Origin of the sequence: Pseudomonas sp. NFACC39-1 (assembly GCF_900110355.1) — a bacterium.
In the GTDB taxonomy this organism is placed as follows: Bacteria; Pseudomonadota; Gammaproteobacteria; order Pseudomonadales; family Pseudomonadaceae; genus Aquipseudomonas; species Aquipseudomonas tehranensis.
Map to the genome: position 1 here is coordinate 94,634 of NZ_FODL01000009.1, position 20,590 is coordinate 115,223.

The following is a 20,590-nucleotide window of genomic DNA, read 5'->3' on the forward strand; positions in this document are numbered from 1 at the left end:
GGTCTGCCCCCAGGTTTCTCCGTTTATTCCAGTCCTTTTTATAGGAAAGGACCGGAATCCATTATTTTAAATTTGTCCCTGATAGAAGGTGATTGTCTCTTTTAGCGAGTCTGAGAATTCATAAATCTCATCGAGCGAATTGATAGGATGTCGAGTTTCGTTTTTTTCTTTATCAAAAACACCCAGGTATTTTTGGGTTCTATTAAAGTGAAGTCTTGCAATAGGCTTTCGATTATTGTCGTCCAATAAAATTCCAAAGTAGCTCTGAGTGTCTCTGTGCACGATTCGCTTCGAGTCAATTACTGTGCGCACTATCGCCTTTATGATATGGAAGCCCTCCAGCTCTTCCATCGTAGTAAGGACTCTATCCTCAGGCGTATCATTTGTTTCGGGCTGGCTCTCGGATACAACCCGTTCAGCTGGAGTCTGTAATGGAACGCCGCTGATTGCGGACTTCAAGCGATCGTTAATTTGATCGTTTAGGAACTGAGAGGCTGCTTTTTTGGTTAGGAGCGCGAACTGCTCTCTTACTTTTTGAGTGATCACACCTTCATAGATTCGAGAGGCAAAGAAACGCACAAAGTCGTCGTCGGGCTGGGTGAACTGGGAGGCCATTTCCCTTTTTATCTGCCCTACGTACTTTAATTCACCTGCTGCGTTAATAATTGATTCAACATCAAACGCTGATTTTGTGAGCTTTTGCAACTCTGGTATCACGTGTTCGTCGATATCTAACAGGTCTATCTCCAAAAATGGTTTTTCATCCATTTTGTTGGGGGCATCTAAGTCGGTGAAGAATCTATAGAATCTTCCGTTCGTTAAGATTGATATTCTGGCGGTAGTAACATGGAAGTATCTGAATAACTGACTTGCGTGATTTATATTTAGTGACTCGCCAATTTTTTTAGTTTCAATAAGAATCTGGATTTGGCCATTTTTTAGGATCGCGTAATCAATTTTTTCACCTTTTTTTGTACCAATGTCACATATATATTCGGGTACGACTTCGGATGGGTCGAAAACGTCATAGCCAAGCACTGTATGAATGAATGGCATTACAAAAGCGGTTTTAGTTGCTTCCTCAGTTTGGATTGTTGATGCTAACTGATTCACCTTCGCCGACATTGCGTTCAAGCGTTCTATAAATTCCATTTCCTAGCTCCGTAGCCATTTTCCCGAATGGGCCAATAGAGGCTCAACGCTACTACTTGTTAGAACTACTCGATACTGGATTTTTGTCCATGCTGGATGTCCAAACAGTTTAAGGATGATAGAAACAGCCAAGGCAAGGATAGAGTCAAGGCAATGCTGAGCGCTCCGATGCCATCTCTCATGACTATTCAGTCCTTGTGTAGAAAATTTCTGAAAATCCCATCAAAAGCACTATTCTGGCCCTAAGCCTCTCGTCGGAAGTTTTCTGTCACGTTACGCTCTGAATGTCGCTGCACACAGCGACCGGGCTTGGTAACCCGGAGGAATAAGGCGTAACAGTGCACAGACAGGATTGCAGGCTTTTTGACTGCGATTTTGTTTTATGGCAGCTGTGCGTGGGACGTCTTTTGACGTGCCGGTTTCCTTGATTCCCCGGTTTACCAACCTGCGCATAGCTGCCACCCATTCGCTTGGTAACGGATGCGGCAGCTCTTCGAATCAAGGGAGCTGAACAATGCATATCAAAAGATCAAGAAAACGACCTCACCTGCTCCGCAGTTCTGTATCGCGGTCCCGTTGCATCTCAGTCAATGGAGATAGCAAATGACCGAACAAGTGGAAGCAAAAACTATCGGCTACACCCCATTCCATTATTGCTCCGATCGTCCTCTGTTCCGCGTTAACGGCGGTGTCCCGTTAAATGAAGCATTGCAACAAGCGTCAGACCTATTGCATCTTGCCTACCGGCTTGCAGAGGATGCGACCTTTGAAAGGGGAACGGACCGTCATGCCTGGGCCGCTCATTATTTAATGGAAATGAGCAAAGCAGTGATTGATGACGTAGTGAAAGTCATAACGCCTAGACCCGCAGAATCTAAGTAGCTCTCTGATTCGCGATGCACCGAGGCTGCACGCGTTCTGATTTGTCGGGGCGTAGGCAGAGTCGAATGGTGTTTGGCAAAAGCAGCCAATTCAGCACCGGTGATTTCCGGCCAGACGCCACCCTCCGTCGGCCGGATGCGCAGCATGGGGTAGTGGCGGTTTGATTTGGGTTGGGGTATTACGGGTGTCCGGCATGGAGCCGGACAGGGAGATGTATTTGAAAAAACTACTTTTACTTGTCGTCGCTGCGACCTTTGCAACTTCAGCATCGGCGGAAATCATTGATTCCACCCCCTCAAAGGTTTGCTCGCTACTTTCAGACTTGGGTCTGAAGGGGCGGAAATGGGTCGATGATTACGGCGATGGGTCCTCAGGCTGCTCCAGTGACTATAAGGACATCGGTGCCGGGGACGGGCTCGCGAATAATTTGGCTTACTACGTAACCGGGGTAAGTCAGTACGTAATGGAGGTGAAGTTGGTACTCAACTACAACCAACCTTCTCAATCCAATAGCGCTACAAAGGCACTCCTCGCAGCCTCAAAGAGGCTATCTCAGGGAGCGCTGGGTGCAAGCCTGCCTGAATCTGTTATTACACTCATCAAGCGCGGCGAGCATGGATCTGCCAGGGTTGGCAAGGGTGTCGTAGAGGTCGTGCGAGAGGAGTGGCCAACTGGGAAAGGTTACGAAGTGCAGGTCATGATGCGCTAACCGTAGGCTCGGCGGAAAATAGGGCCAACTAGGGAAAGGGCAGATTTGTTTTTTGGTTCGCTGCGCTGAGTGCTTCCATCGGGTAAATTCGCTTGGATCAATTAGCCGTCGGCTAGAAAATAAATCTGTCCCCTTTTTGCAGAAGCTTTTTGAGAAACTGAAGACGGATTGCACCGTCCAGCTTTCGCAGTTCTTTCAACGCTTTCGGATCCCACTCGACTCCGTACTCAACGGCCATTGGCGATATCTGCCTGGGCCTCGCCAATCAGATCGTCGAGAGAGACTCGAACAGGTGTTTCGTTGGCATCGAGCCGTGCCTTGACCAAGTGTAAGAGCTCCAGTTCGTCCAGGCGCTCGACCATGGCCTCATAGACGTTCGCCGGGACCATGTAGCCCATAACGCGGTTGTGGTTCAGCACAGCCACGGGCAAGCCGTTGGCGCCGCTCAAGACGGAAGATGGGTTCTTCTTGAGTTCAGATACGCTGACGGCCACATCGGCCAGAATATTTTGCATGGATATGACTCCTAAATAGGTCTTTATTCTGGTCTTTTTATTCTAGAGTGACAACTGCTCAGGATTTCCCTACCAAGTCCGGTCTCACCAAGGCTCATCGATCAGCCCGTCTTGTGGGTGTCGCTGGCGTATTTTCCTGGCTGCCTTCTCACCATGAGGAAACGCGGCGTTGTTGCGCTCGGCCATCCTCGCCTCATATTCGTAGTGGCGAAATAATGGTGCTAAATTCGCGCATCCTGCGCGTACGGTCATCTGGCTCGGCGGGATATTCAACCCTGTTTCTACCGATTTTATGGATATGGAAATTCAATGAACAAATCCAAGCTTTGGATTGCGCTATCCTGCGCTGTTGCTGTTTTGATCTGCTTGGGGGTGTCATGTCGGCTCTGACCCAAGAGCAGGTTCAGGCTGTTTCCCAGAAAATCATAAGTGACATCAAGGGTGCAAAAACCAAGTAATGCGATCCTGGCTAACCAGTGGTGGCGACCGGGGCGGGCGTCGATCTGATACGCGCTGCCGTGAAACTTTCGGAGCGCGGGGGGAGAACAGGCCTGTGAGCTGACAGAGATCGTCGCCAGTTTTCTGGGAATTGAGGGTCGGGGGTGATTAGTGCCAAAGAAATATCAGGAAAGCAAAGCAGCGAGTGCTGCTGACATCGAGCGTTCTATCCAGGCACTGAACCAAATGGCTGAACGCCTCTGGGGCGACGGTAGGGAAGCTGAGGCGAAAGCCTTACTTGATGCCTTGGATGCGTTAAACAGGGCGCTCGATCGGATCAGGATTGGAGAGAGTCGCAGGGTTCTTCATTGAAGCGTTAAGGAGAGTGGGGCAGACCACTATATAAACGCGCCGATTCCAAGGGACGAAGCAATCGTGTCTGTCCCAGTTTCACACTAATCAAAGGACATGCAATGCTCATCGTCTTCAGCGGCCTTCCCGGCACCGGAAAAACGACTATCGCCTATGATCTCGCCGCTACAACAGGCGCCGTGTACCTGCGGATCGATACGATTGAGCAGGCGATTCGAAACTCGGGCGCGCTTGCGCAAGATGTGGGACGCAGTGGTTACATGGTTGCTAATGAGCTTGCGCTGAGTAATCTTCGTTTGGGCCGCACGGTTATCGTTGATGGTGTCAATCCCGTCCTCGAAAGCCGAATCGCGTGGAGCGAAATCGCCTCACTGGCGGGTAGTCGATTGGCAAACATCCAAGTGATTTGCTCCGATAAAGATGAACATCGGCGCCGGGTCGAAACAAGGGCGGTTGATATTCCAGGGCTGACTCCACCCACCTGGCAGTCGGTACTGGATCATGAGTATGAGCCGTGGGATGAAGCTCCGTTTTGCATAGACACAGCCTTGACCTCTGCGGTGCAAGCGGTCTCGATGATCATCGAACGATTCCTGTCCAGTGAGTAACGTCGGCGCGCCAGCGGCATCGAGGAAAATACCTACGCAAACCTCGGAAACCGGCGCATTGCAGCGCCGATGAGTGAGGCTTATTGTCCTTCTGTCGCCCAATGGCGATTCGGGTTTGGCGACTCGATTGAATGAAGTACTCCTTTTCAACGAATTGAGGTACTACCCATGCCCCGATACATGCCCATCACCGGCATCGACTTCACCCCCGCAACCCTGCTCATCGACACCGAAGCCCCTCTAGACGTCCTGTTCGAAACCGCCGATTACCGCATCCGCACTGTGACCCAAGTCTTGGAAAATATCGCGTTCCGCTCGGACATCACCTCAGACACGGTGGTGCTGACTGACTTTTGTAAATTGCTGACGACCTCGCTGCGCGATGGATGTGATGTCATGGATGTGATTGGAAGACGATTGCGGGCGCAGGCGGCGGAATAATGGAACGGGCGACTTATAAGTCGCCCGTTTCATAAGAGGAAAACGGGGACAGACTACGATTATGAGACGGTCCTATTACAAGTGAACTCAAATCGTGGTCTGTCCCCGGTCCCCCCTCGCTGGATATCAGCACTCCGTGAAAACTTGTCGCCACCAGCCACTAGCAACACAATCGTTTTACAATGCTCACCCCACTGCTGACAGGGTGACCCATGCAACTCAAGGATGAATCATGAACCGGATGTTCTGTACCGCGCTGAGCCTTTCGATTATCGCGTCATCCTCCACTGGATGCGCTGCAAAACCTGTGAAGGAACCGCTCAAAGTCCCCCAAGTCTATGGCTATACCTTGAATCAGCCGCTTTCCAGTAATGAGTTCATGGCGCTTTCCGCTACCGGAGGCGAGTCGGGTACGGGCTCCAAGGTCTACAAGCGCGTCGATGACCAAGGCGACGCCTATGAGGTCTTCCTCGATAGTAAGATCCGCCCGGATGTAATCCGCAAGACGAGTCGTGCTTTCGCCAGTCAGTCTGAATGTGAGGCGGAATTTGAGGTACAGGTTGCCCAATTGAAGCAGCACCTCGCCCGTCACGACATCGCGACGCGCGGGCTAGGGCCGGAAAGTCGTACGCTTGTGCCGGGTGATCGTTATGTCGGCGTGAACGCTACGGAGTGCGGAGCCCGGCAGTATGATCACCCCGAAGCCTATCGTTATGTCCTGAGCCTGTCCGAGGACATTCTTTCCCCTGCGCCGAAACGAGGCCTGGCCGATAAGGTCCACGATGCCTACGGGGCTGTCGGAATGACGGTGTTCGTGATCGCCCTGTTGCCGTTTGTGCTGGTTGGTTGGGCTGTTGATAAGGCCTCCGATTGAGTTTCGTTCGGGCTCTCTCGTTGGGAAGAGGGGGGATCACGATATGGGGATCACCTGACGGGGTGGGGAAGATATGGGGTATAACGATCTACTCGCATCGGTCAGCCAAATCGGCAAAGTACAGAAACTCACCATCACAGGAAGTGGACCATGAAAATCATCACCCTGGTATTGGCAGCAGTTCTTGCAGTCACCTCTGTATCCGCAATCGCTCATGGTGGCCGTACCGACAAGCAGGGCTGTCATAACGACAAGAAAGCTGGAACACGCCACTGCCACTGACCCGAACTGTGCGGGGACCAGTCCCCAGTTTCAAGTGTTCCGGTGGACGAAGTATCCGCACTGAAGTTGATGAAGCACGCCCTGAGGAAGGGTTAATAGATGCCAAAGGAATACCAGGAAAACAAAGCAGCGACTGCTGCTGACATTGAGCGTTCCATCCAGGCCCTGAACAAAATGGCTGAACGCCTCTGGGGCGATGGTCGTGAAGCTGAAGCAAAAGCGCTTTTACGTGCCTTGGACGCGCTAAACTGCGCGCTCGATCGCATCAGAATCGGGGAGAGCCACAGGGTTCTTCATTGAAGCGCAGCGTTGAATTCCAGGCCGTTCATCCATTGCTCGGCACTTGCAGTGCCCCGGCCTCTCTCATGTTTAAGCGTGCAAATTCCTCACGTCAGAACGGAGAGCCAGCATGGAAATCGACGAGAATGCTCCTGGGAACAAATCTCAGCAGGACGTAACGCGCGGCACGGATAACGAAGCAGGTCACGATCCCAAGAAGGACGGCCCCGAGGTTCCGTTGCCGGCGGATGATGAGGCTCCTATCGAGGAGGATATGTCTGATGTGGATGCCGCCGATTCGGTGGCCAGTGAACATCCCGACGCTTAGCTTTTGTCCTTGCTGATTTATGTCAAAAGCGGGCGACTTATGAGTCGCCCGTTTTTTTGTAGGTCTCAGTTTCTAAAAGCAAGGACTCGGTCCGATCGTCTACCGCTTGCGGGGACATCAATCCGGGGACCCGCTTGATCTTGCACGAATAAATGATGCTGGTATGGTGGCGCCTCGTTTAAATCAGCGTTCTAGAGGGATCTTCTATGCACTCATTTTTCGCCAAGACCTTTGGGGGTCTTACTACCAGCTATTACATCCGCCAGTTCCTGTTCGGGTTGGTGTTCGCTGCGATGATCATCTCCCTGGCGGCCAATGGCCCTGGGGGAATCGGCGCGAAGCCTGGGCTGATTGTGTTGGCGGTCATCAACACATTGCTCTATCCGTATTCTCGGTTCGTCTACGAAAGTGTTGTTGGCTACATCATGGGCAACAATGTGTTCTTCGTGAATGCACTGTTCATGTTGATCGTGAAGGTTTTCACCATGGCCATGTGCTGGTCGTTGGCGATTTTCGTAGCACCGGTGGGGCTGGCGTATCTGTTCTGGCGCAACAGCCGGTCCGCCGTCGAATAACCCGGCAGTTCAGCGCAGTTGCAGTACAACTGGCGAGAATCGCTAAAGGAAGCCCTACCTTGAATCGTAGGGCTCACCCATTACTTCTTTGGTAATAGGTCCTGTCCTGTGACCTCGGTTGTTCAAGCCACGCAGCAATATTCAAAAGAGGTCATCTCTTGTCGAACGTAGAGCCCCACCTGCACGAGCTAAAGCTGACGCACATCTACGATGGCTTCAAACAGCTAATTCCTCTCGCTCTTTTCGTCATCGTATTCGGTGTGGCCTTCGGCTTGGCCGCTGCGCAAACAGGCTTAAGTAATACGTCGGCCGTGCTCATGAGTACGCTGGTATTCGCCGGCGCTTCTCAATTTGCCGCGCTGGATTTATGGGGCCAACAGGTCCCGGTCGTTCCGCTGATGATCACCGTTTTCGCCATCAACGCCCGGCATCTGTTGATGGGGGCCACGCTTTACCCTTGGTTACGGGAGCTGCCGGTTGCCAAGCGCTACGGTGTAATGCTGGTGGTGTCGGACGCCAACTGGGCCATGGCGATGCAAGCGTTCAGCCGTGGAAAACCTGGGCTGGGGCTTTTATTTGGCGGTGGCATCGCGCTCTGGGTCGCCTGGATCCTGGGCAGTTGGCTGGGGCTGCACTTTGGCAGCGCCATTGAAGACCCCGTCAGTTTCGGGCTCGACATGGTGATGGGGTGTTTCTTGCTGGCGATGGTCGTGGGCGGGAAGAAGAACCTGCGCATGTTCATTATCTGGACCGTGGCGGCCTGCTCATCGCTATTGGCCTACTGGTACTTGCCGGCCAACAGTCATGTCGTGGTAGGCGCTTTGGCGGGGGGCATTCTGGGCGCGCTGTGGATGGAGAAACAACAATGAATATCGACACGGCGGGTTACGGCACGTTGATTGTCATAGTGATCATGGCCATCGTGACGTTGGCGACCCGCTGGGGCGGTGTTTTCGTGATGTCGTTCGTGCCGATCAACTATCGGGTACAGCAATTCATCACGGCAATGTCCGGCTCGGTATTGGTGGCCGTGCTTGCCCCGTTGGCGATCGAGGGTGACAACGGCGCGCGCCTGGCTTTGCTGACCACCGCAATCATCATGGTGATAGTGAAGAAACCGCTGCCGGCAATTGCGGCCGGGATACTTGCAGCCGCTTTAGTCAGGCAGTTCTGAAACCATGTCGCCCGCTCACAAGCGGGCGATCAATTGCAATCAACACAGGTCAGAAGTTCAGGGCCAATGCCTCCCCAAACGAGTGGTCCTGAACGCCGGTCATGAAGTGCAGTGGCATCTTCTGTTTCGCCTCGACCGGCGCAATGTCAAAACCACCGACTATTTGACCGTGAAGTGCACGCAGCCGTATCGACTCTTCTTCCTTTGCCTTTGCCATTCTCGCGTGGTTCGCTGCGATTTCATTGAGAGTTGACACGGTACATCTCCGGTGACTGACCTGCAGTGATAAGACGGCCGCCGCGTCAGGGTTACGTCGCCCCAGGGCTGCCATGACAAGTCGGTGCAAACCCTGAGCCAGACGTGGCGGCGAAATGCGCGTCACCTTCCATTAGCGACGAATGGTTCGCACTGGGAAACTCTAACCGCCCACAGATGAATATTTAAAGACGCGGGCGACTTCTCAAGCGTCCGTATCGGCGCCGTAGCCGTCCGGCAGGCCTGCCGTCTTGCTGAAGACCACCACCACTGAAATGCCGATCACGCTGGTGGCGAACGCCAGCAGTAGAATCACCCGATGCGTTCCAACAGGCGCAGCAAGCACCGCGACCAGCAAGCCCGCCAGCGGTTGCGAGAGGTTGTTGAGTAGCGTAATGACACCGACCGTCTTGCCGAAATCCTTGGGTGGAATGACTTGTTGGCGCAACGTGCGGAAGTAGACGTTGAACATCTTGTCGAACCCGACGATCAGCAGGAAACCAATGACATAACCCCCGATGTTCGGACTGAGTGCGGTGATGAAGGCTCCTGCGGTAATCAATGTATAGGACACCGCTCCGAGGACGTTCAAGGGCAAGCTCACCCGCGCCAGAAAGAACAGGATGATGATGGTGGTGACCGCCCCGGCTGCCTGTAGTCCGGCGTAAGAGTCCTTCCCTGCGGCGTACTCGCCAATCATCATGGCCGCCGAGGTGGCGAGGGTGACGCCGATGATCAGGTTGACCCCCACGGCCAGGCCGATGATTTTTCTCAGCTCGGCCAGGTTGCGGATGTGGCCGAAGGCAATGCGCAGCGGGTTCAGCCAGACGTCGTGATGTTGCTCGAAAGTTTGCAGTGTGACCGCGCTGGTACGCTGCCAGAACAGCATCGCCAGGTCCGCCAGCAGGAACAGTACGGCAATCGCCAGCACCACCCAGTGCCAGGCCCATACTTCCAGCATCAGCGCAGCGATCAGCGGGCCCAGCACCAGCCCGGTCTGGTCGGCGATCTGTGAGTACGACAAGGTCTTGGTGTAGGTGTAGTGCTTGAAGATGTAAGGCATCACCACTTCGCGGGCCATGATGCCCTGGGTGGTCAATACACCGCAGACCGCCGAGAGGGCGACGATCCAATAGATGCCGCCAAACATCATGAAGAGCACTACGGCGGCGATGCACATCACGGCGCGATAAACCTGGCTGATGTGCAGGATTCGAATGGGCGGGAACTTGTCGCACAGTGCGCCGCAGATCGGGAACGACAGAAAACGCGGCAGGGACTCGACAAAGAAAGCCAAGCCCGCCCAGGAGACGCTGTGGGTGGTCTGGAAAACAATCAGCGGGACGATGAACAGCAGTATCTGGTCGGCTAGTCGTGAGAGGAACATTGAAATGAAAAAGGCCAGGTAATCCTTGCGCATGGGGCTCCTTGAAAACGTCGTTGTACGGTACTGGGCTTCGCTGTCAGCGCGCAGCATGATATGGAACTAATATCACCGCTAGCCTCTATATTCACAGGGATGTTCCCTTTTCAGTGAGAACCACCATGTTCAAATCGCGCTCGTTGATTGTTGCGGTTACCTGCTTCGCCCTCGTGGCAGGTTCTACCGCTGTTGTGGCGAACCCGGGTAACGACAAGGGGAACGCCAAATTCGATCAAGGTCAGGGTCAGGGACAAGGAGGCAAAGGCGGGCAGGGCAACAAGGGCGGTCAAGGCAGCCCAGGAAACAACCCTGGAAACAGTCAGGGCGGCAAAGGTAACCAGGGCGGCAAGGGCAACCCATCGGGTGGCGGTGGCGATTGGCACAACGGCCCCAGCATCGACCGCGGCGGCATTCTCGGCCTAGTGAGCGGCCACCGTGATTATTGGAGCCCCGGCCCACCCTTGCCGCCGGGTATCCAGAAAAACCTTGCCCGAGGCAAACCGCTGCCACCGGGCATCGCCAAGAAGCTGGATGGCCGGCTACTGGGGCGCTTGCCGCACTATGACGGTTATGAATGGCAGCAGGTGGGCACGGACCTGATTCTGGTGGCAATCGCCACAGGCATCATTTATGAAGTGCTCAACGGTGCGTTCGACTAAAGCGTCAATGGAATCAATAGCAGCCTCATTCGCAGTGATGCCAATCAGTTAAGCGAAACGCCTGTGGGAGCGGGCTTGCTCCCACAAGTTGTGCATCAGCTTTCAAGTTGCCGCAGGCGTTTGTACAGGGTGTTGCGGCTGACCCCCAGCCGTCGCGCCAGGTGCGAAATGTTCCCGCCCACCGCCTGCAACTGGCGGTTCAGGTCCTCGATATCGTTCAGGTCCACCGTCAGCGGCTCTGGTGTTTCCACCGGTTCCATTTCAAGATCAATGAAGAAGTCGTCCGGCAGATGTTCCGGGCGGATCGGCTGCTCCTCGGCCATCGCCAGGGCCACTTGCAGCACGCTGCTGACCTGGCGCAGGTTGCCTGGCCATGGATGGCGTTCGAACAGATCCAGCACTTCGCGGCTCAGGCCGGCCCATTGCGTGGGTTCGCGGTGCTGTTCCCAAAGGCGTTTGAACAGGGCCTGTTTGTCACTGCGTTCACGCAGGGGCGGCAGTTCCAGGGTCAGGCCGCCGATGCGGTAGTAGAGGTCTTCGCGGAACCGACCCAACTGCACTTGTTCGCGTAACAAGCGGTTGGTGGCGGAGATGATGCGAATGTCCACTGGGAACAGCTCGGCGCTGCCCACCGGCTGCACGCAGCGTTCCTGCAATACCCGCAGCAACCGGGCCTGAGTCGGGAGGGGCATGTCACCGATCTCATCGAGGAACAGGGTGCCGCGGTCGGCCTTGCGGATCAGGCCGATACTGCCTTTTTGATTGGCGCCGGTGAAAGCGCCTTTTTCGTAACCGAACAGTTCCGATTCCACCAGCTCGGCGGGGATCGCCGCGCAGTTGACCGCAATGAATGGCTGCTTGCTGCGGGAGCTGGCCTGGTGCAGGGCTTTGACGAACACTTCCTTGCCGACGCCGGTTTCGCCGTGGATCAGCAGTGGAATGTCTTTCTCCAGCAAGCGTTCGGCCTGGCGTACGGCTTTTTCCACGCGGCTGTCGCCCAAGTGCAAGGTATTGATGCTGATCACGTTCGCGACGGGGGCGGACGAGGGCGTTGACTCGCTGAAGACCCGGGCCTTGACCGTCACCTGTTGCGGGCGTCTGAGCAAACACTGGAAGCGATTGCTCCCCGACGCTTGCAGGGCGAACGGCAAGCCATCGGGCTGGTTCAGCAGCTCCAGCAGCGAAACCTTGAACAGGCTTTCGATACTCACCCGTGACAGGCGCAGGCCCAGTAGATTGTCGGCGCGGCGGTTGGCGGAAAGCACCTGGCCGGTTTCATCGAAAATCAGCAGCCCGGCCCATTGGCTGTCGAGGTTGTTTAATCCGGTGTTGAAGGTCAGCTGGAAATGTTCACCGCGAAACAGGTTGAGGATCAGCCGGTTTTCCACGGTCTGGCTCATCATCTTGACCATGCCCAGGGTGTGGGAGGGCGGCAGGTAGCTGTCGCTGGAAACGTCCAGCACGGCGATGACCTTGCGCTCGGCGTCGAAGATCGGCGCGGCGGAGCCGGTCATGAAGCGGTTGGCCTTGAGGAAGTGTTCATCGTGTTCGATGTGCACCGCCTGTTCACAGGCCAGGGCGGTGCCGATGGCGTTGGTGCCACTGCAGCGTTCCATCCAGCTCGCCCCGGCGCTGAAGCCATGGGCCAGTTTCGGTTCGATAAAGCGCTGGGTGCCCCAGGAGGTCAGCACTTGGCCCTGGTTGTCGGCCAGCATGATCAGGCAATTGGAGTTGCTCAGGATGTTCTCGTAGTACGGCAGGACTTCCTGGTGGGTGGTCTGCACCAGCGAATGCTGGCTTTCCAGCAACTGGGCAATGCCTTCGGCGGGCAATTGATCGAAGGCAGGCACACTCTGGTGATTCAGGCCAAAGGCGCGGCAGCGGGACCAGGAGGCCTGGATGATGGCTTCGTGGGACAAGGCTGGAGCAGGTGCGGCCATGGGGCACTCTCGCAGATGTTGTTTTTATTGTTGTGATAAGTCTCGCACATCCTCCTTGTGCTGGGGCATGCCTGAATGTCACTTGATACACAAACCCTGTGGGAGCGAGCCTGCTCGCGATAGCGTTGTGTCAGTCACATCAATGCAGCTGATCCACCGCTATCGCGAGCAGGCTCGCTCCCACAAAGTCCGCGTCAGGCCTAGCCGAAAACGTTCATTCAGTGTTGTTCAAATTTGTTCATTGTCAACCGGCAAATTGTTCAGTTGTTCATTAGGGGCTGTTCATTTGTGTTCATCAATGAACGCATTTTTTTGAAGGAATAGAGGAAAATCCAATCCGATCAATGGTTTGTGATTTCTGGCACGGCTTTCGCTTTTAGTCTCGGGTCGCTTGACTCCAAATAATAAAAAGGCCGAGCCATGTCATTAACGCTTGAGCACATTTGTCGCACCGTCGAAGGCCAGACCTGGATCGACGATGCCAACCTGAGTTTCGAACCCGGATCGTTCAATGTTCTGCTGGGCCGCACGCTGTCCGGCAAGACCAGCCTCATGCGCCTGATGGCCGGTCTGGACAAGCCCGATAGCGGTCGCATCCTGATGAACGGCGTCGATGTCACCCAGCGCCCGGTGCGCCTGCGCAACGTGTCGATGGTTTATCAGCAGTTCATCAACTACCCGACCATGACCGTGTTCGAAAACATCGCCTCGCCGCTGCGCCAGGCCGGTGTGTCCAACGAGGTGATCCAGAGCAAGGTGCTGGAAACCGCGAAGATGCTGCGCATTGAGAAGTTCCTGCAGCGTCATCCGCTGGAATTGTCCGGTGGTCAACAGCAGCGCACCGCCATGGCCCGAGCCCTGGTCAAGGACGCCGAACTGATCCTGTTCGATGAGCCCCTGGTGAACCTGGACTACAAGCTGCGTGAGGAACTTCGCCAGGAAATGCGCGAACTGTTCCAGGCCCGTCACACTATCGCCGTGTACGCCACCACCGAACCTAACGAAGCCCTGGCTTTGGGCGGCACCACGACGATTCTGCACGAGGGCCGGGTGATCCAGAGCGGCAAGTCGGCCTCGGTGTATCACCAGCCGCAAACCGTACTGGCCGCCGAGCTGTTCTCCGAGCCACCGATCAATCTCATGCCGGGTCGTATCGCCGGCAATGAAGTGAGCTTTGCCAATTTCGTACACTTTCCGCTGAACGTCGATCTGCGCCCGGTGGGCGAGGGTGAGTTCCGCTTCGGTGTGCGGCCCAGCCATATCTCCCTGGTGCCGAGCAACGACGACGACCTGGAGTTGGCGGTGACCGTCGAGGTGGCCGAGATCAGCGGTTCGGAGACATTCCTGCACGTGCGCAACGAGCATTTCCTGCTGGTGCTGCACTTGTCCGGCGTCCATGAATACGACGTGGATGAGCCGATCCGCATCTACATTCCGACCCACAAACTGTTTGTCTTCGATGCCCAGGGCAAGCTGGTCCAAGCCCCGGGCCAGCGAATTGCGAGGGTTGCCTGATGGCTGAAATTCGTTTGCAGAACCTCGCCCACAGCTACACCAGCACCCCGGCGGGCCCAGAGGATTACGCGATCCGCGAGATGAACCACATCTGGGAGCAGGGCGGCGCCTATGCGTTGCTCGGGCCATCGGGCTGCGGCAAATCCACCTTGCTCAATATCATTTCCGGACTGCTGAGCCCTTCCGAAGGCCAGGTGATGTTCGACAGTAAAGTCGTCAACGAGCTGACCCCGGAGCATCGCAACATTGCCCAGGTGTTCCAGTTCCCGGTGGTGTACGACACCATGACGGTGTTCGACAACCTGGCCTTCCCGCTGCGCAACCAGGGCATGGCCGAAGCGAAAATCCACACCAAGGTGCAGGAAATCGCCGAGGTCCTGGACCTGCAGAACCTGTTGGACAAAAAGGCCCGCAACCTTACCGCCGACGAAAAACAGAAAGTCTCTATGGGCCGCGGGCTGGTGCGCGACGATGTGTCGGCGATCCTGTTCGACGAACCGCTGACGGTGATCGACCCGCACCTGAAGTGGAAGCTGCGGCGCAAGCTCAAGCAGATCCACGAGCAGTTCAACATCACCATGGTCTACGTCACTCACGACCAGTTGGAAGCGTCCACCTTCGCCGACAAGATCGCGGTGATGTATGGCGGCCAGATCGTGCAGTTCGGTACGCCCCGGGAGTTGTTCGAGCGTCCGAGCCACACCTTTGTCGGCTATTTCATCGGCAGCCCGGGGATGAACCTGATCGAGGTCACCGCGCAACCCGGCGGCGTCGGGTTCGCCTCCACCCACTTTCCGCTGTCCGAAACCTTGCAACGCGGTATTGCCCAGGCCGAAGGCAAAAGCCTGAAGGTGGGTATTCGTCCTGAATTTGTCCATGTCTGGGACGGGCCTTACGACGATGCGATGCGGGCCGATGTGGTCCATGTCGAAGACCTGGGCACCTACAAGATCCTCACCCTCAACCTCGATGGCGCGCCGATCAAGGTGCGTCTGGCCGAAGACAAACCGGTGCCCGAAGGCACCGCGTACATCAGTTTTCCGGGCCAATGGCTGATGGTGTATGCCGATGAATACTTGCTGGAACCGTTGAGCGAGGTGCAGCCATGAACAAGGTGCAGAACAACAAGGCCTGGTGGCTGGTGTTGCCGGTGTTCCTGCTGGTGGCGTTCAGTGCGGTGATCCCGATGATGACCGTAGTCAACTATTCGGTGCAGGACATCTTCGACCAGTCCAGTCGCTATTTCGTCGGCGCCGACTGGTACAAACAGGTGCTGCTCGATCCCCGGCTGCACGACTCGCTGCTGCGCCAGTTCATCTACTCGGCGTGCGTGCTGCTGATTGAGATTCCGTTGGGCATCGCCATCGCCCTGACCATGCCGACCAAAGGTAAATGGTCATCCCTGGTGTTGATCATCCTGGCGATTCCGCTGCTGATTCCATGGAACGTGGTGGGCACCATCTGGCAGATTTTCGGCCGCGCCGACATCGGCCTGATGGGCTCCACGCTCAACGCCATGGGCATCAACTACAACTATGCGGCCAACACCATGGATGCCTGGGTCACGGTATTGGTGATGGACGTCTGGCATTGGACGTCCCTGGTGGCGCTGCTCTGCTATTCCGGGTTGCGGGCGATTCCGGACGTGTATTACCAGGCTGCGCGAATCGACCGGGCTTCCAACTGGGCGGTGTTCCGACATATTCAGTTGCCGAAGATGAAGAGTGTGCTGCTGATCGCGGTGATGCTGCGCTTCATGGACAGCTTCATGATCTACACCGAGCCATTCGTGCTCACCGGCGGCGGGCCGGGTAACGCCACCACGTTCCTGAGCCAGACCCTGACTCAGATGGCCATCGGTCAATTCGACCTGGGCCCGGCGGCCGCGTTTTCCTTGGTGTACTTCCTGATCATTCTGTTGGTGTCGTGGCTGTTTTATACCGCCATGACTCACTCCGACGCCAACCGTTGAGGCCCGCGCCATGAGCAAGAGAAAGCTGATTCCGTTGCTGATCTACATCCTGTTCCTGCTGGTGCCCATCTACTGGCTGCTGAACATGTCGTTCAAGAGCAACACCGAGATCCTCGGCAGCCTGACGCTGTGGCCCCAGGATTTCACCTTCCAGAACTACAAGGTGATTTTCACCGACCCGAGCTGGTACACCGGTTACCTGAACTCGCTGTACTACGTCAGCCTGAACACGGTGATTTCCCTGGCTGTGGCGTTGCCGGCGGCCTATGCGTTTTCCCGCTACCGGTTCCTGGGGGACAAACACCTGTTCTTCTGGCTGTTGACCAACCGTATGGCGCCGCCGGCGGTGTTCCTGTTGCCGTTCTTCCAGCTGTATTCGTCCATCGGGCTGTTCGATACCCATATCGCCGTGGCCTTGGCCCACTGTCTGTTCAACGTGCCGCTGGCGGTGTGGATCCTCGAAGGTTTCATGTCCGGGGTGCCGAAAGAAATTGACGAGACCGCCTACATTGACGGCTACAGTTTCCCCAAGTTCTTCGCGAAGATCTTCATCCCGTTGATTGGCTCCGGCATTGGCGTCACGGCGTTTTTCTGCTTCATGTTTTCCTGGGTCGAACTGCTGCTGGCGCGCACGCTCACCTCGGTGAATGCCAAGCCGATCGCGGCGGTCATGACCCGCACAGTCTCGGCATCGGGTATCGATTGGGGCGTGCTGGCGGCGGCGGGGGTGTTGACTATCCTGCCAGGCATGCTGGTGATCTGGTTCGTACGCAACCATGTGGCCAAGGGCTTTGCCCTGGGCCGGGTCTGAGGAGACGATGATGGAATGGATGAACTGGACGGGCCCGACGGCGGCCTTCTTTGGGGTCATTGCCTTGCTGCTGGCAGGCATGACCACGTGGGAACTGCGTTCGCCGAGTATCCCTCGGCGCGGTTTCCTGCCGATTGCCACCACCCGTGGCGATCGGTTGTTTATCGGTCTTCTCGGTAGCGCCTACCTGCATCTGCTGGTGATTGGCGCCACCGACTGGAGCATCTGGATAGCGTTCGCGTTGTCCTTGGTGTGGCTGTTGGCAGTGATGCGGTGGGGCTAAGTGGCCTGTGTGGCTAATTCGTGCAATCGAGTTAACCGTACAGGCCACGTCGAAGGTTCGACGATCAGGCTCTTAAACCCAAACAGGAGGTCTCTATGTTCGATAAAAACAATAAGCTGCGACATAGCGTTTCATTGGCAGCCGTGCTGGCACTCAGCGGGTTGAGCGCTGCGGCCTGGGCCGACGCCTATGAAGACGCGGCGAAAAAATGGATTGGCAGTGAATTCAAGCCGTCTACCCTGACAGCCGAACAGCAGCTCGAAGAGCTCAAGTGGTTCATCAAGGCGTCCGAGCCGTTTCGCGGCATGAAAATCAACGTGGTGTCGGAAACCATCGCCACTCACGAATATGAATCCAAGGTGCTGGCCAAGGCCTTCAGGGACATCACCGGGATCGAGCTGACCCACGACCTGTTGCAGGAAGGCGACGTGGTGGAGAAGCTGCAGACCCAGATGCAGTCAGACAAGAACATCTACGACGGTTGGGTCAACGACTCGGACCTGATCGGGACGCACTTTCGCTACGGCAAGACCGAATCGATCACCGATATGATGGCCAACGAAGGCAAGGCCTACACCTCGCCGACCCTGGACCTCAAGGACTTCATCGGCACATCGTTCACCACCGGCCCGGACGGCAAGCTCTATCAACTGCCCGACCAGCAATTCGCCAACCTGTACTGGTTCCGTGCCGACTGGTTCGAGCGTGCGGACCTGAAGGCCAAGTTCAAGGAGAAATACGGCTACGAGTTGGGTGTACCGGTGAACTGGTCGGCCTACGAGGACATCGCCAAGTTCTTCACCGAAGACGTCAAGGAAATCGACGGCAAGCGCGTCTACGGTCACATGGACTACGGTAAAAAGGATCCCTCCCTGGGCTGGCGCTTCACCGATGCCTGGTTTTCCATGGCCGGTGGCGGCGACAAGGGCCTGCCTAACGGTTTGCCAGTGGACGAGTGGGGGATTCGCGTCGAGAACTGCCATCCGGTCGGCTCCAGCGTGACCCGTGGTGGCGATACCAATGGCCCGGCGGCCGTGTACGCGACCACCAAATACGTGGACTGGATGAAGAAGTACGCGCCACCGGAAGCGGCCGGCATGACCTTCTCCGAATCCGGACCGGTGCCGTCGCAAGGCAACATCGCCCAGCAGATTTTCTGGTACACCGCTTTTACGGCCGACATGACTAAACCGGGCCTGCCGGTGATGAACGCCGATGGCACGCCGAAATGGCGCATGGCGCCGTCGCCGCGCGGACCGTATTGGGAAGAGGGCATGAAGTTGGGGTATCAGGATGTGGGGTCCTGGACGTTCCTCAAATCCACGCCTGAGAAACAGCGGCTTGCCGCCTGGCTCTACGCGCAATTCGTGACGTCCAAGACGGTGTCGCTGAAGAAAACCATTGTGGGTTTGACGCCGATTCGTGAATCGGACATCAATTCCCAAGCCATGACCGACCTGGCGCCTAAACTCGGCGGTCTGGTGGAGTTCTACCGCAGCCCGGCTCGCGTGCAATGGTCCCCGACCGGGACCAACGTGCCGGATTATCCTCGCCTTGCGCAGCTGTGGTGGAGCCACATCGCCGAAGCCGCCAGCGGCGAGAAGACTCCGCAACAGGCTCTTGACGGTTTGGCCAAGGATCAGGACGCGATCATGACCCGTCTGGAGCGCTCCAAGGCCCAGGCCACCTGCGCCCCGAAAATGAACCCCGAGCGCGACGCGCAATACTGGTTCGACCAGCCGGGCGCACCGAAGCCGAAACTGGCCAACGAGAAGCCTAAAGGTGAGACAGTGAGCTACGCCGAGCTGCTGAAATCATGGGAAGCGGCACGTAAATAAAGCTGGATCTGCAATGAAAAAACGGCACCGCAAGGTGCCGTTTTTTTTCGTGCCCGGCTCCAGAGGGCGTCTGAAGTGCACACAACTTCCTGTGGGAGCGAGCCTGCTCGCGATGACGGCAGCACATCCAGCCTGTCTGCAAACTGACCCACCGCTATCGCGAGCAGGCTCGCTCCCACAGGGGGATTGGCGGCAAAGGTGATCAGCCAGCCTTGGCCGCTCTGGTATGAGGTTGTCCGGCCACTGGCGATGGCCCGGCTTTCATCAGGGCCTCCAATGCCTGCCGATAGGTGCTGCCCGCCAGGTTCATGCTGTTGTTGTGCGTCGCGCCTGGCACCAGCAGCAGGGCGCTTTGGCTCCTGGGCGGCATTGAACAATTGCTCACTGAAACGCGGCGGGACGTAGCGGTCGGCGGCGCCGTGCACCACCAGCAACGGCATGTTGATCTCGCGGATCTTGTCGATGGAGTCGAATTTCTGCGACAGCAACCAGCGCACCGGCAGGGACGTGTTGGCCATGGCGGTGGCGACATCGCCCAGGGAGGTGAACGTGGACTCGATGACCAGACCACGGGCGGGCACGAGGCTGCCGTCTTTCGCCGCCTTCTGGCCCAGTTCCGCAGCGAGGTCGACGGCGACGGCGCCACCCAGGGAGTGGCCGTAGATCAGCCGCAGGGCCGGATCCGGTTGCAGCACTTCAAGACGCTCCCAGGCAATGCGCGCATCTTCATAGACGCTGGCTTCCGACGGCAGATCGCCCTGGCTTTTGCCGAAACCACGGTAATCGATGGCCAGCACCGAAAAGCCCAGGGCCCTTAACTGCCGAATACGAAACAGCTGACCGGTCAGGTTCCAGCGCACCCCGTGCAGATACAGAATCGCCGGCGCGTTCTTGCGTTCGGCCGGCCACCACCAGCCGTGGATACTTTCCCCGGCCTTGAAGCTTTTGGGCTTGAGGTCGAACTCCTGGACGTCGCCCGGCAAGCCGCTGAACCAGGTCGCCGTCCCCGGCTCGATGCGAAACACCAGCTCGCGCTCCTTGTGCTGCAACACGCCACAGCCCACCGGCAGCCCGACCACCATCGCGCTCATGCACAGCAAAGCCAGCCAGCGTCGCCCAAGGCGGGAGAGAAGAGACGAAGACATCGATGCGATTCACTGCTCAAGATGAAAGCTGCCTTTTAGCAGATTCTGCTCAGAGTACGCAGGGATTTCGGACGGCGTGCCTCGCTGGTGCGACGGTCTTCGGTGACTGAGATGATCTTG

The 20,590-nt window shown here is 56.5% G+C and carries 24 protein-coding genes and 1 pseudogene; 19 read left to right on the forward strand and 6 right to left on the reverse strand.

Features of this window, described 5'->3' with window-relative positions:
- Positions 1-66: 66 nt before the first annotated feature.
- Positions 67-1,152 (reverse strand): type I restriction endonuclease, encoded by a 1,086-nt coding sequence (locus BMY45_RS19615; RefSeq protein ID WP_092400429.1) that lies wholly within the window; start codon positions 1,150-1,152, stop codon positions 67-69.
- A gap of 603 nt (positions 1,153-1,755) precedes the next feature.
- On the opposite strand from BMY45_RS19615, the gene BMY45_RS19620 reads away from it, so the two are divergent.
- Both BMY45_RS19620 and BMY45_RS19625 read left to right on the forward strand, forming a co-directional pair.
- Complete coding sequence (locus BMY45_RS19620; RefSeq protein ID WP_092400431.1) at positions 1,756-2,034, forward strand: DUF3077 domain-containing protein; 279 nt, start codon at positions 1,756-1,758, stop codon at positions 2,032-2,034.
- A 217-nt stretch (positions 2,035-2,251) separates the two neighbouring features.
- On the forward strand, positions 2,252-2,743 hold the full coding sequence (locus BMY45_RS19625) for a DUF6030 family protein (RefSeq protein WP_143071673.1): 492 nt from the start codon (positions 2,252-2,254) through the stop codon (positions 2,741-2,743).
- A gap of 227 nt (positions 2,744-2,970) precedes the next feature.
- Here BMY45_RS19625 and BMY45_RS19630 read toward each other — a convergent pair whose 3' ends face one another.
- Positions 2,971-3,258, reverse strand: coding sequence for a type II toxin-antitoxin system Phd/YefM family antitoxin (locus BMY45_RS19630; RefSeq protein WP_092400435.1), 288 nt, complete (start codon positions 3,256-3,258; stop codon positions 2,971-2,973).
- A 609-nt stretch (positions 3,259-3,867) separates the two neighbouring features.
- On the opposite strand from BMY45_RS19630, the gene BMY45_RS28455 reads away from it, so the two are divergent.
- The 10 genes from BMY45_RS28455 to BMY45_RS19680 all read left to right on the forward strand — a co-directional run bounded on the left by BMY45_RS28455 (position 3,868) and on the right by BMY45_RS19680 (position 8,629).
- A complete protein-coding gene (locus BMY45_RS28455) occupies positions 3,868-4,068 on the forward strand; it encodes a hypothetical protein (protein ID WP_092400437.1) in 201 nt (66 codons plus the stop codon).
- 101 nt (positions 4,069-4,169) lie between these two features.
- Positions 4,170-4,676, forward strand: coding sequence for a P-loop nucleotide/nucleoside kinase family protein (locus tag BMY45_RS19640; protein WP_092400439.1), 507 nt, complete (start codon positions 4,170-4,172; stop codon positions 4,674-4,676).
- 168 nt (positions 4,677-4,844) lie between these two features.
- Entirely contained in the window at positions 4,845-5,117 is a 273-nt protein-coding gene (locus tag BMY45_RS19645) for a hypothetical protein (RefSeq protein ID WP_092400441.1), read from the forward strand.
- 232 nt (positions 5,118-5,349) lie between these two features.
- The gene (locus BMY45_RS19650) at positions 5,350-5,991 is read left to right on the forward strand and encodes a hypothetical protein (RefSeq protein WP_092400443.1); all 642 of its coding nucleotides are present in this window, start codon (positions 5,350-5,352) and stop codon (positions 5,989-5,991) included.
- A 150-nt stretch (positions 5,992-6,141) separates the two neighbouring features.
- On the forward strand, positions 6,142-6,273 hold the full coding sequence (locus BMY45_RS19655; RefSeq protein ID WP_094030725.1) for a YHYH domain-containing protein: 132 nt from the start codon (positions 6,142-6,144) through the stop codon (positions 6,271-6,273).
- 99 nt (positions 6,274-6,372) lie between these two features.
- Positions 6,373-6,573 (forward strand): hypothetical protein, encoded by a 201-nt coding sequence (locus BMY45_RS19660; protein WP_092400445.1) that lies wholly within the window; start codon positions 6,373-6,375, stop codon positions 6,571-6,573.
- 109 nt (positions 6,574-6,682) lie between these two features.
- A complete protein-coding gene (locus BMY45_RS19665) occupies positions 6,683-6,880 on the forward strand; it encodes a hypothetical protein (protein ID WP_092400447.1) in 198 nt (65 codons plus the stop codon).
- A gap of 206 nt (positions 6,881-7,086) precedes the next feature.
- Complete coding sequence (locus tag BMY45_RS19670; RefSeq protein ID WP_092400449.1) at positions 7,087-7,455, forward strand: hypothetical protein; 369 nt, start codon at positions 7,087-7,089, stop codon at positions 7,453-7,455.
- A 158-nt stretch (positions 7,456-7,613) separates the two neighbouring features.
- Positions 7,614-8,324 (forward strand): AzlC family ABC transporter permease, encoded by a 711-nt coding sequence (locus BMY45_RS19675; protein ID WP_092400451.1) that lies wholly within the window; start codon positions 7,614-7,616, stop codon positions 8,322-8,324.
- Complete coding sequence (locus tag BMY45_RS19680; RefSeq protein WP_092400453.1) at positions 8,321-8,629, forward strand: AzlD family protein; 309 nt, start codon at positions 8,321-8,323, stop codon at positions 8,627-8,629. Before BMY45_RS19675 ends, BMY45_RS19680 begins: the two co-directional genes overlap by 4 nt.
- Positions 8,630-8,678: 49 nt before the next feature.
- On the opposite strand, the gene BMY45_RS19685 is transcribed toward BMY45_RS19680, so the two are convergent.
- Positions 8,679-8,885: a hypothetical protein gene (locus BMY45_RS19685; RefSeq protein ID WP_092400455.1), complete on the reverse strand. Its 207-nt coding sequence runs from the start codon at positions 8,883-8,885 to the stop codon at positions 8,679-8,681.
- 204 nt (positions 8,886-9,089) lie between these two features.
- On the reverse strand, positions 9,090-10,304 hold the full coding sequence (locus BMY45_RS19690; RefSeq protein ID WP_092400457.1) for an MFS transporter: 1,215 nt from the start codon (positions 10,302-10,304) through the stop codon (positions 9,090-9,092).
- 125 nt (positions 10,305-10,429) lie between these two features.
- On the opposite strand from BMY45_RS19690, the gene BMY45_RS19695 reads away from it, so the two are divergent.
- The gene (locus tag BMY45_RS19695) at positions 10,430-10,966 is read left to right on the forward strand and encodes an anti-virulence regulator CigR family protein (protein WP_092400459.1); all 537 of its coding nucleotides are present in this window, start codon (positions 10,430-10,432) and stop codon (positions 10,964-10,966) included.
- Positions 10,967-11,061: 95 nt separating this feature from the next.
- Here BMY45_RS19695 and BMY45_RS19700 read toward each other — a convergent pair whose 3' ends face one another.
- On the reverse strand, positions 11,062-12,906 hold the full coding sequence (locus BMY45_RS19700; protein ID WP_092400461.1) for a sigma-54-dependent Fis family transcriptional regulator: 1,845 nt from the start codon (positions 12,904-12,906) through the stop codon (positions 11,062-11,064).
- A 420-nt stretch (positions 12,907-13,326) separates the two neighbouring features.
- On the opposite strand from BMY45_RS19700, the gene BMY45_RS19705 reads away from it, so the two are divergent.
- From BMY45_RS19705 to BMY45_RS19730, 6 genes are all read left to right on the forward strand, one after another.
- Positions 13,327-14,421, forward strand: coding sequence for an ABC transporter ATP-binding protein (locus BMY45_RS19705; RefSeq protein ID WP_047228554.1), 1,095 nt, complete (start codon positions 13,327-13,329; stop codon positions 14,419-14,421).
- Positions 14,421-15,530, forward strand: coding sequence for an ABC transporter ATP-binding protein (locus tag BMY45_RS19710; protein ID WP_092400463.1), 1,110 nt, complete (start codon positions 14,421-14,423; stop codon positions 15,528-15,530). The genes BMY45_RS19705 and BMY45_RS19710 overlap by 1 nt, the downstream gene beginning before the upstream one ends.
- A complete protein-coding gene (locus tag BMY45_RS19715; protein WP_092400465.1) occupies positions 15,527-16,393 on the forward strand; it encodes a carbohydrate ABC transporter permease in 867 nt (288 codons plus the stop codon). Before BMY45_RS19710 ends, BMY45_RS19715 begins: the two co-directional genes overlap by 4 nt.
- Before the next feature lie 10 nt (positions 16,394-16,403).
- A complete protein-coding gene (locus BMY45_RS19720) occupies positions 16,404-17,204 on the forward strand; it encodes a carbohydrate ABC transporter permease (RefSeq protein ID WP_092400467.1) in 801 nt (266 codons plus the stop codon).
- Positions 17,205-17,214: 10 nt separating this feature from the next.
- Positions 17,215-17,487 (forward strand): DUF2160 domain-containing protein, encoded by a 273-nt coding sequence (locus BMY45_RS19725; RefSeq protein ID WP_047228550.1) that lies wholly within the window; start codon positions 17,215-17,217, stop codon positions 17,485-17,487.
- A gap of 95 nt (positions 17,488-17,582) precedes the next feature.
- Entirely contained in the window at positions 17,583-19,325 is a 1,743-nt protein-coding gene (locus BMY45_RS19730) for an ABC transporter substrate-binding protein (protein WP_092400469.1), read from the forward strand.
- Positions 19,326-19,527: 202 nt separating this feature from the next.
- On the opposite strand, the pseudogene BMY45_RS19735 reads toward BMY45_RS19730, so the two are convergent.
- A pseudogene (locus BMY45_RS19735) lies at positions 19,528-20,470 on the reverse strand (alpha/beta hydrolase).
- Positions 20,471-20,590 lie beyond the last annotated feature (120 nt).

Bases quoted from the DNA above. Each gene is read 5' to 3' on its own strand.
- BMY45_RS19615 (WP_092400429.1), bottom strand. From the start codon at position 1,152: ATGGAATTTATAGAACGCTTGAACGCAATGTCGGCGAAGGTGAATCAG.
- BMY45_RS19620 (WP_092400431.1), top strand. From the start codon at position 1,756: ATGACCGAACAAGTGGAAGCAAAAACTATCGGCTACACCCCATTCCAT.
- BMY45_RS19630 (WP_092400435.1), bottom strand. From the start codon at position 3,258: ATGCAAAATATTCTGGCCGATGTGGCCGTCAGCGTATCTGAACTCAAG.
- BMY45_RS19640 (WP_092400439.1), top strand. From the start codon at position 4,170: ATGCTCATCGTCTTCAGCGGCCTTCCCGGCACCGGAAAAACGACTATC.
- BMY45_RS19645 (WP_092400441.1), top strand. From the start codon at position 4,845: ATGCCCCGATACATGCCCATCACCGGCATCGACTTCACCCCCGCAACC.
- BMY45_RS19650 (WP_092400443.1), top strand. From the start codon at position 5,350: ATGAACCGGATGTTCTGTACCGCGCTGAGCCTTTCGATTATCGCGTCA.
- BMY45_RS19655 (WP_094030725.1), top strand. From the start codon at position 6,142: ATGAAAATCATCACCCTGGTATTGGCAGCAGTTCTTGCAGTCACCTCT.
- BMY45_RS19660 (WP_092400445.1), top strand. From the start codon at position 6,373: ATGCCAAAGGAATACCAGGAAAACAAAGCAGCGACTGCTGCTGACATT.
- BMY45_RS19665 (WP_092400447.1), top strand. From the start codon at position 6,683: ATGGAAATCGACGAGAATGCTCCTGGGAACAAATCTCAGCAGGACGTA.
- BMY45_RS19670 (WP_092400449.1), top strand. From the start codon at position 7,087: ATGCACTCATTTTTCGCCAAGACCTTTGGGGGTCTTACTACCAGCTAT.
- BMY45_RS19680 (WP_092400453.1), top strand. From the start codon at position 8,321: ATGAATATCGACACGGCGGGTTACGGCACGTTGATTGTCATAGTGATC.
- BMY45_RS19690 (WP_092400457.1), bottom strand. From the start codon at position 10,304: ATGCGCAAGGATTACCTGGCCTTTTTCATTTCAATGTTCCTCTCACGA.
- BMY45_RS19695 (WP_092400459.1), top strand. From the start codon at position 10,430: ATGTTCAAATCGCGCTCGTTGATTGTTGCGGTTACCTGCTTCGCCCTC.
- BMY45_RS19700 (WP_092400461.1), bottom strand. From the start codon at position 12,906: ATGGCCGCACCTGCTCCAGCCTTGTCCCACGAAGCCATCATCCAGGCC.
- BMY45_RS19705 (WP_047228554.1), top strand. From the start codon at position 13,327: ATGTCATTAACGCTTGAGCACATTTGTCGCACCGTCGAAGGCCAGACC.
- BMY45_RS19710 (WP_092400463.1), top strand. From the start codon at position 14,421: ATGGCTGAAATTCGTTTGCAGAACCTCGCCCACAGCTACACCAGCACC.
- BMY45_RS19715 (WP_092400465.1), top strand. From the start codon at position 15,527: ATGAACAAGGTGCAGAACAACAAGGCCTGGTGGCTGGTGTTGCCGGTG.
- BMY45_RS19720 (WP_092400467.1), top strand. From the start codon at position 16,404: ATGAGCAAGAGAAAGCTGATTCCGTTGCTGATCTACATCCTGTTCCTG.
- BMY45_RS19725 (WP_047228550.1), top strand. From the start codon at position 17,215: ATGGAATGGATGAACTGGACGGGCCCGACGGCGGCCTTCTTTGGGGTC.
- BMY45_RS19730 (WP_092400469.1), top strand. From the start codon at position 17,583: ATGTTCGATAAAAACAATAAGCTGCGACATAGCGTTTCATTGGCAGCC.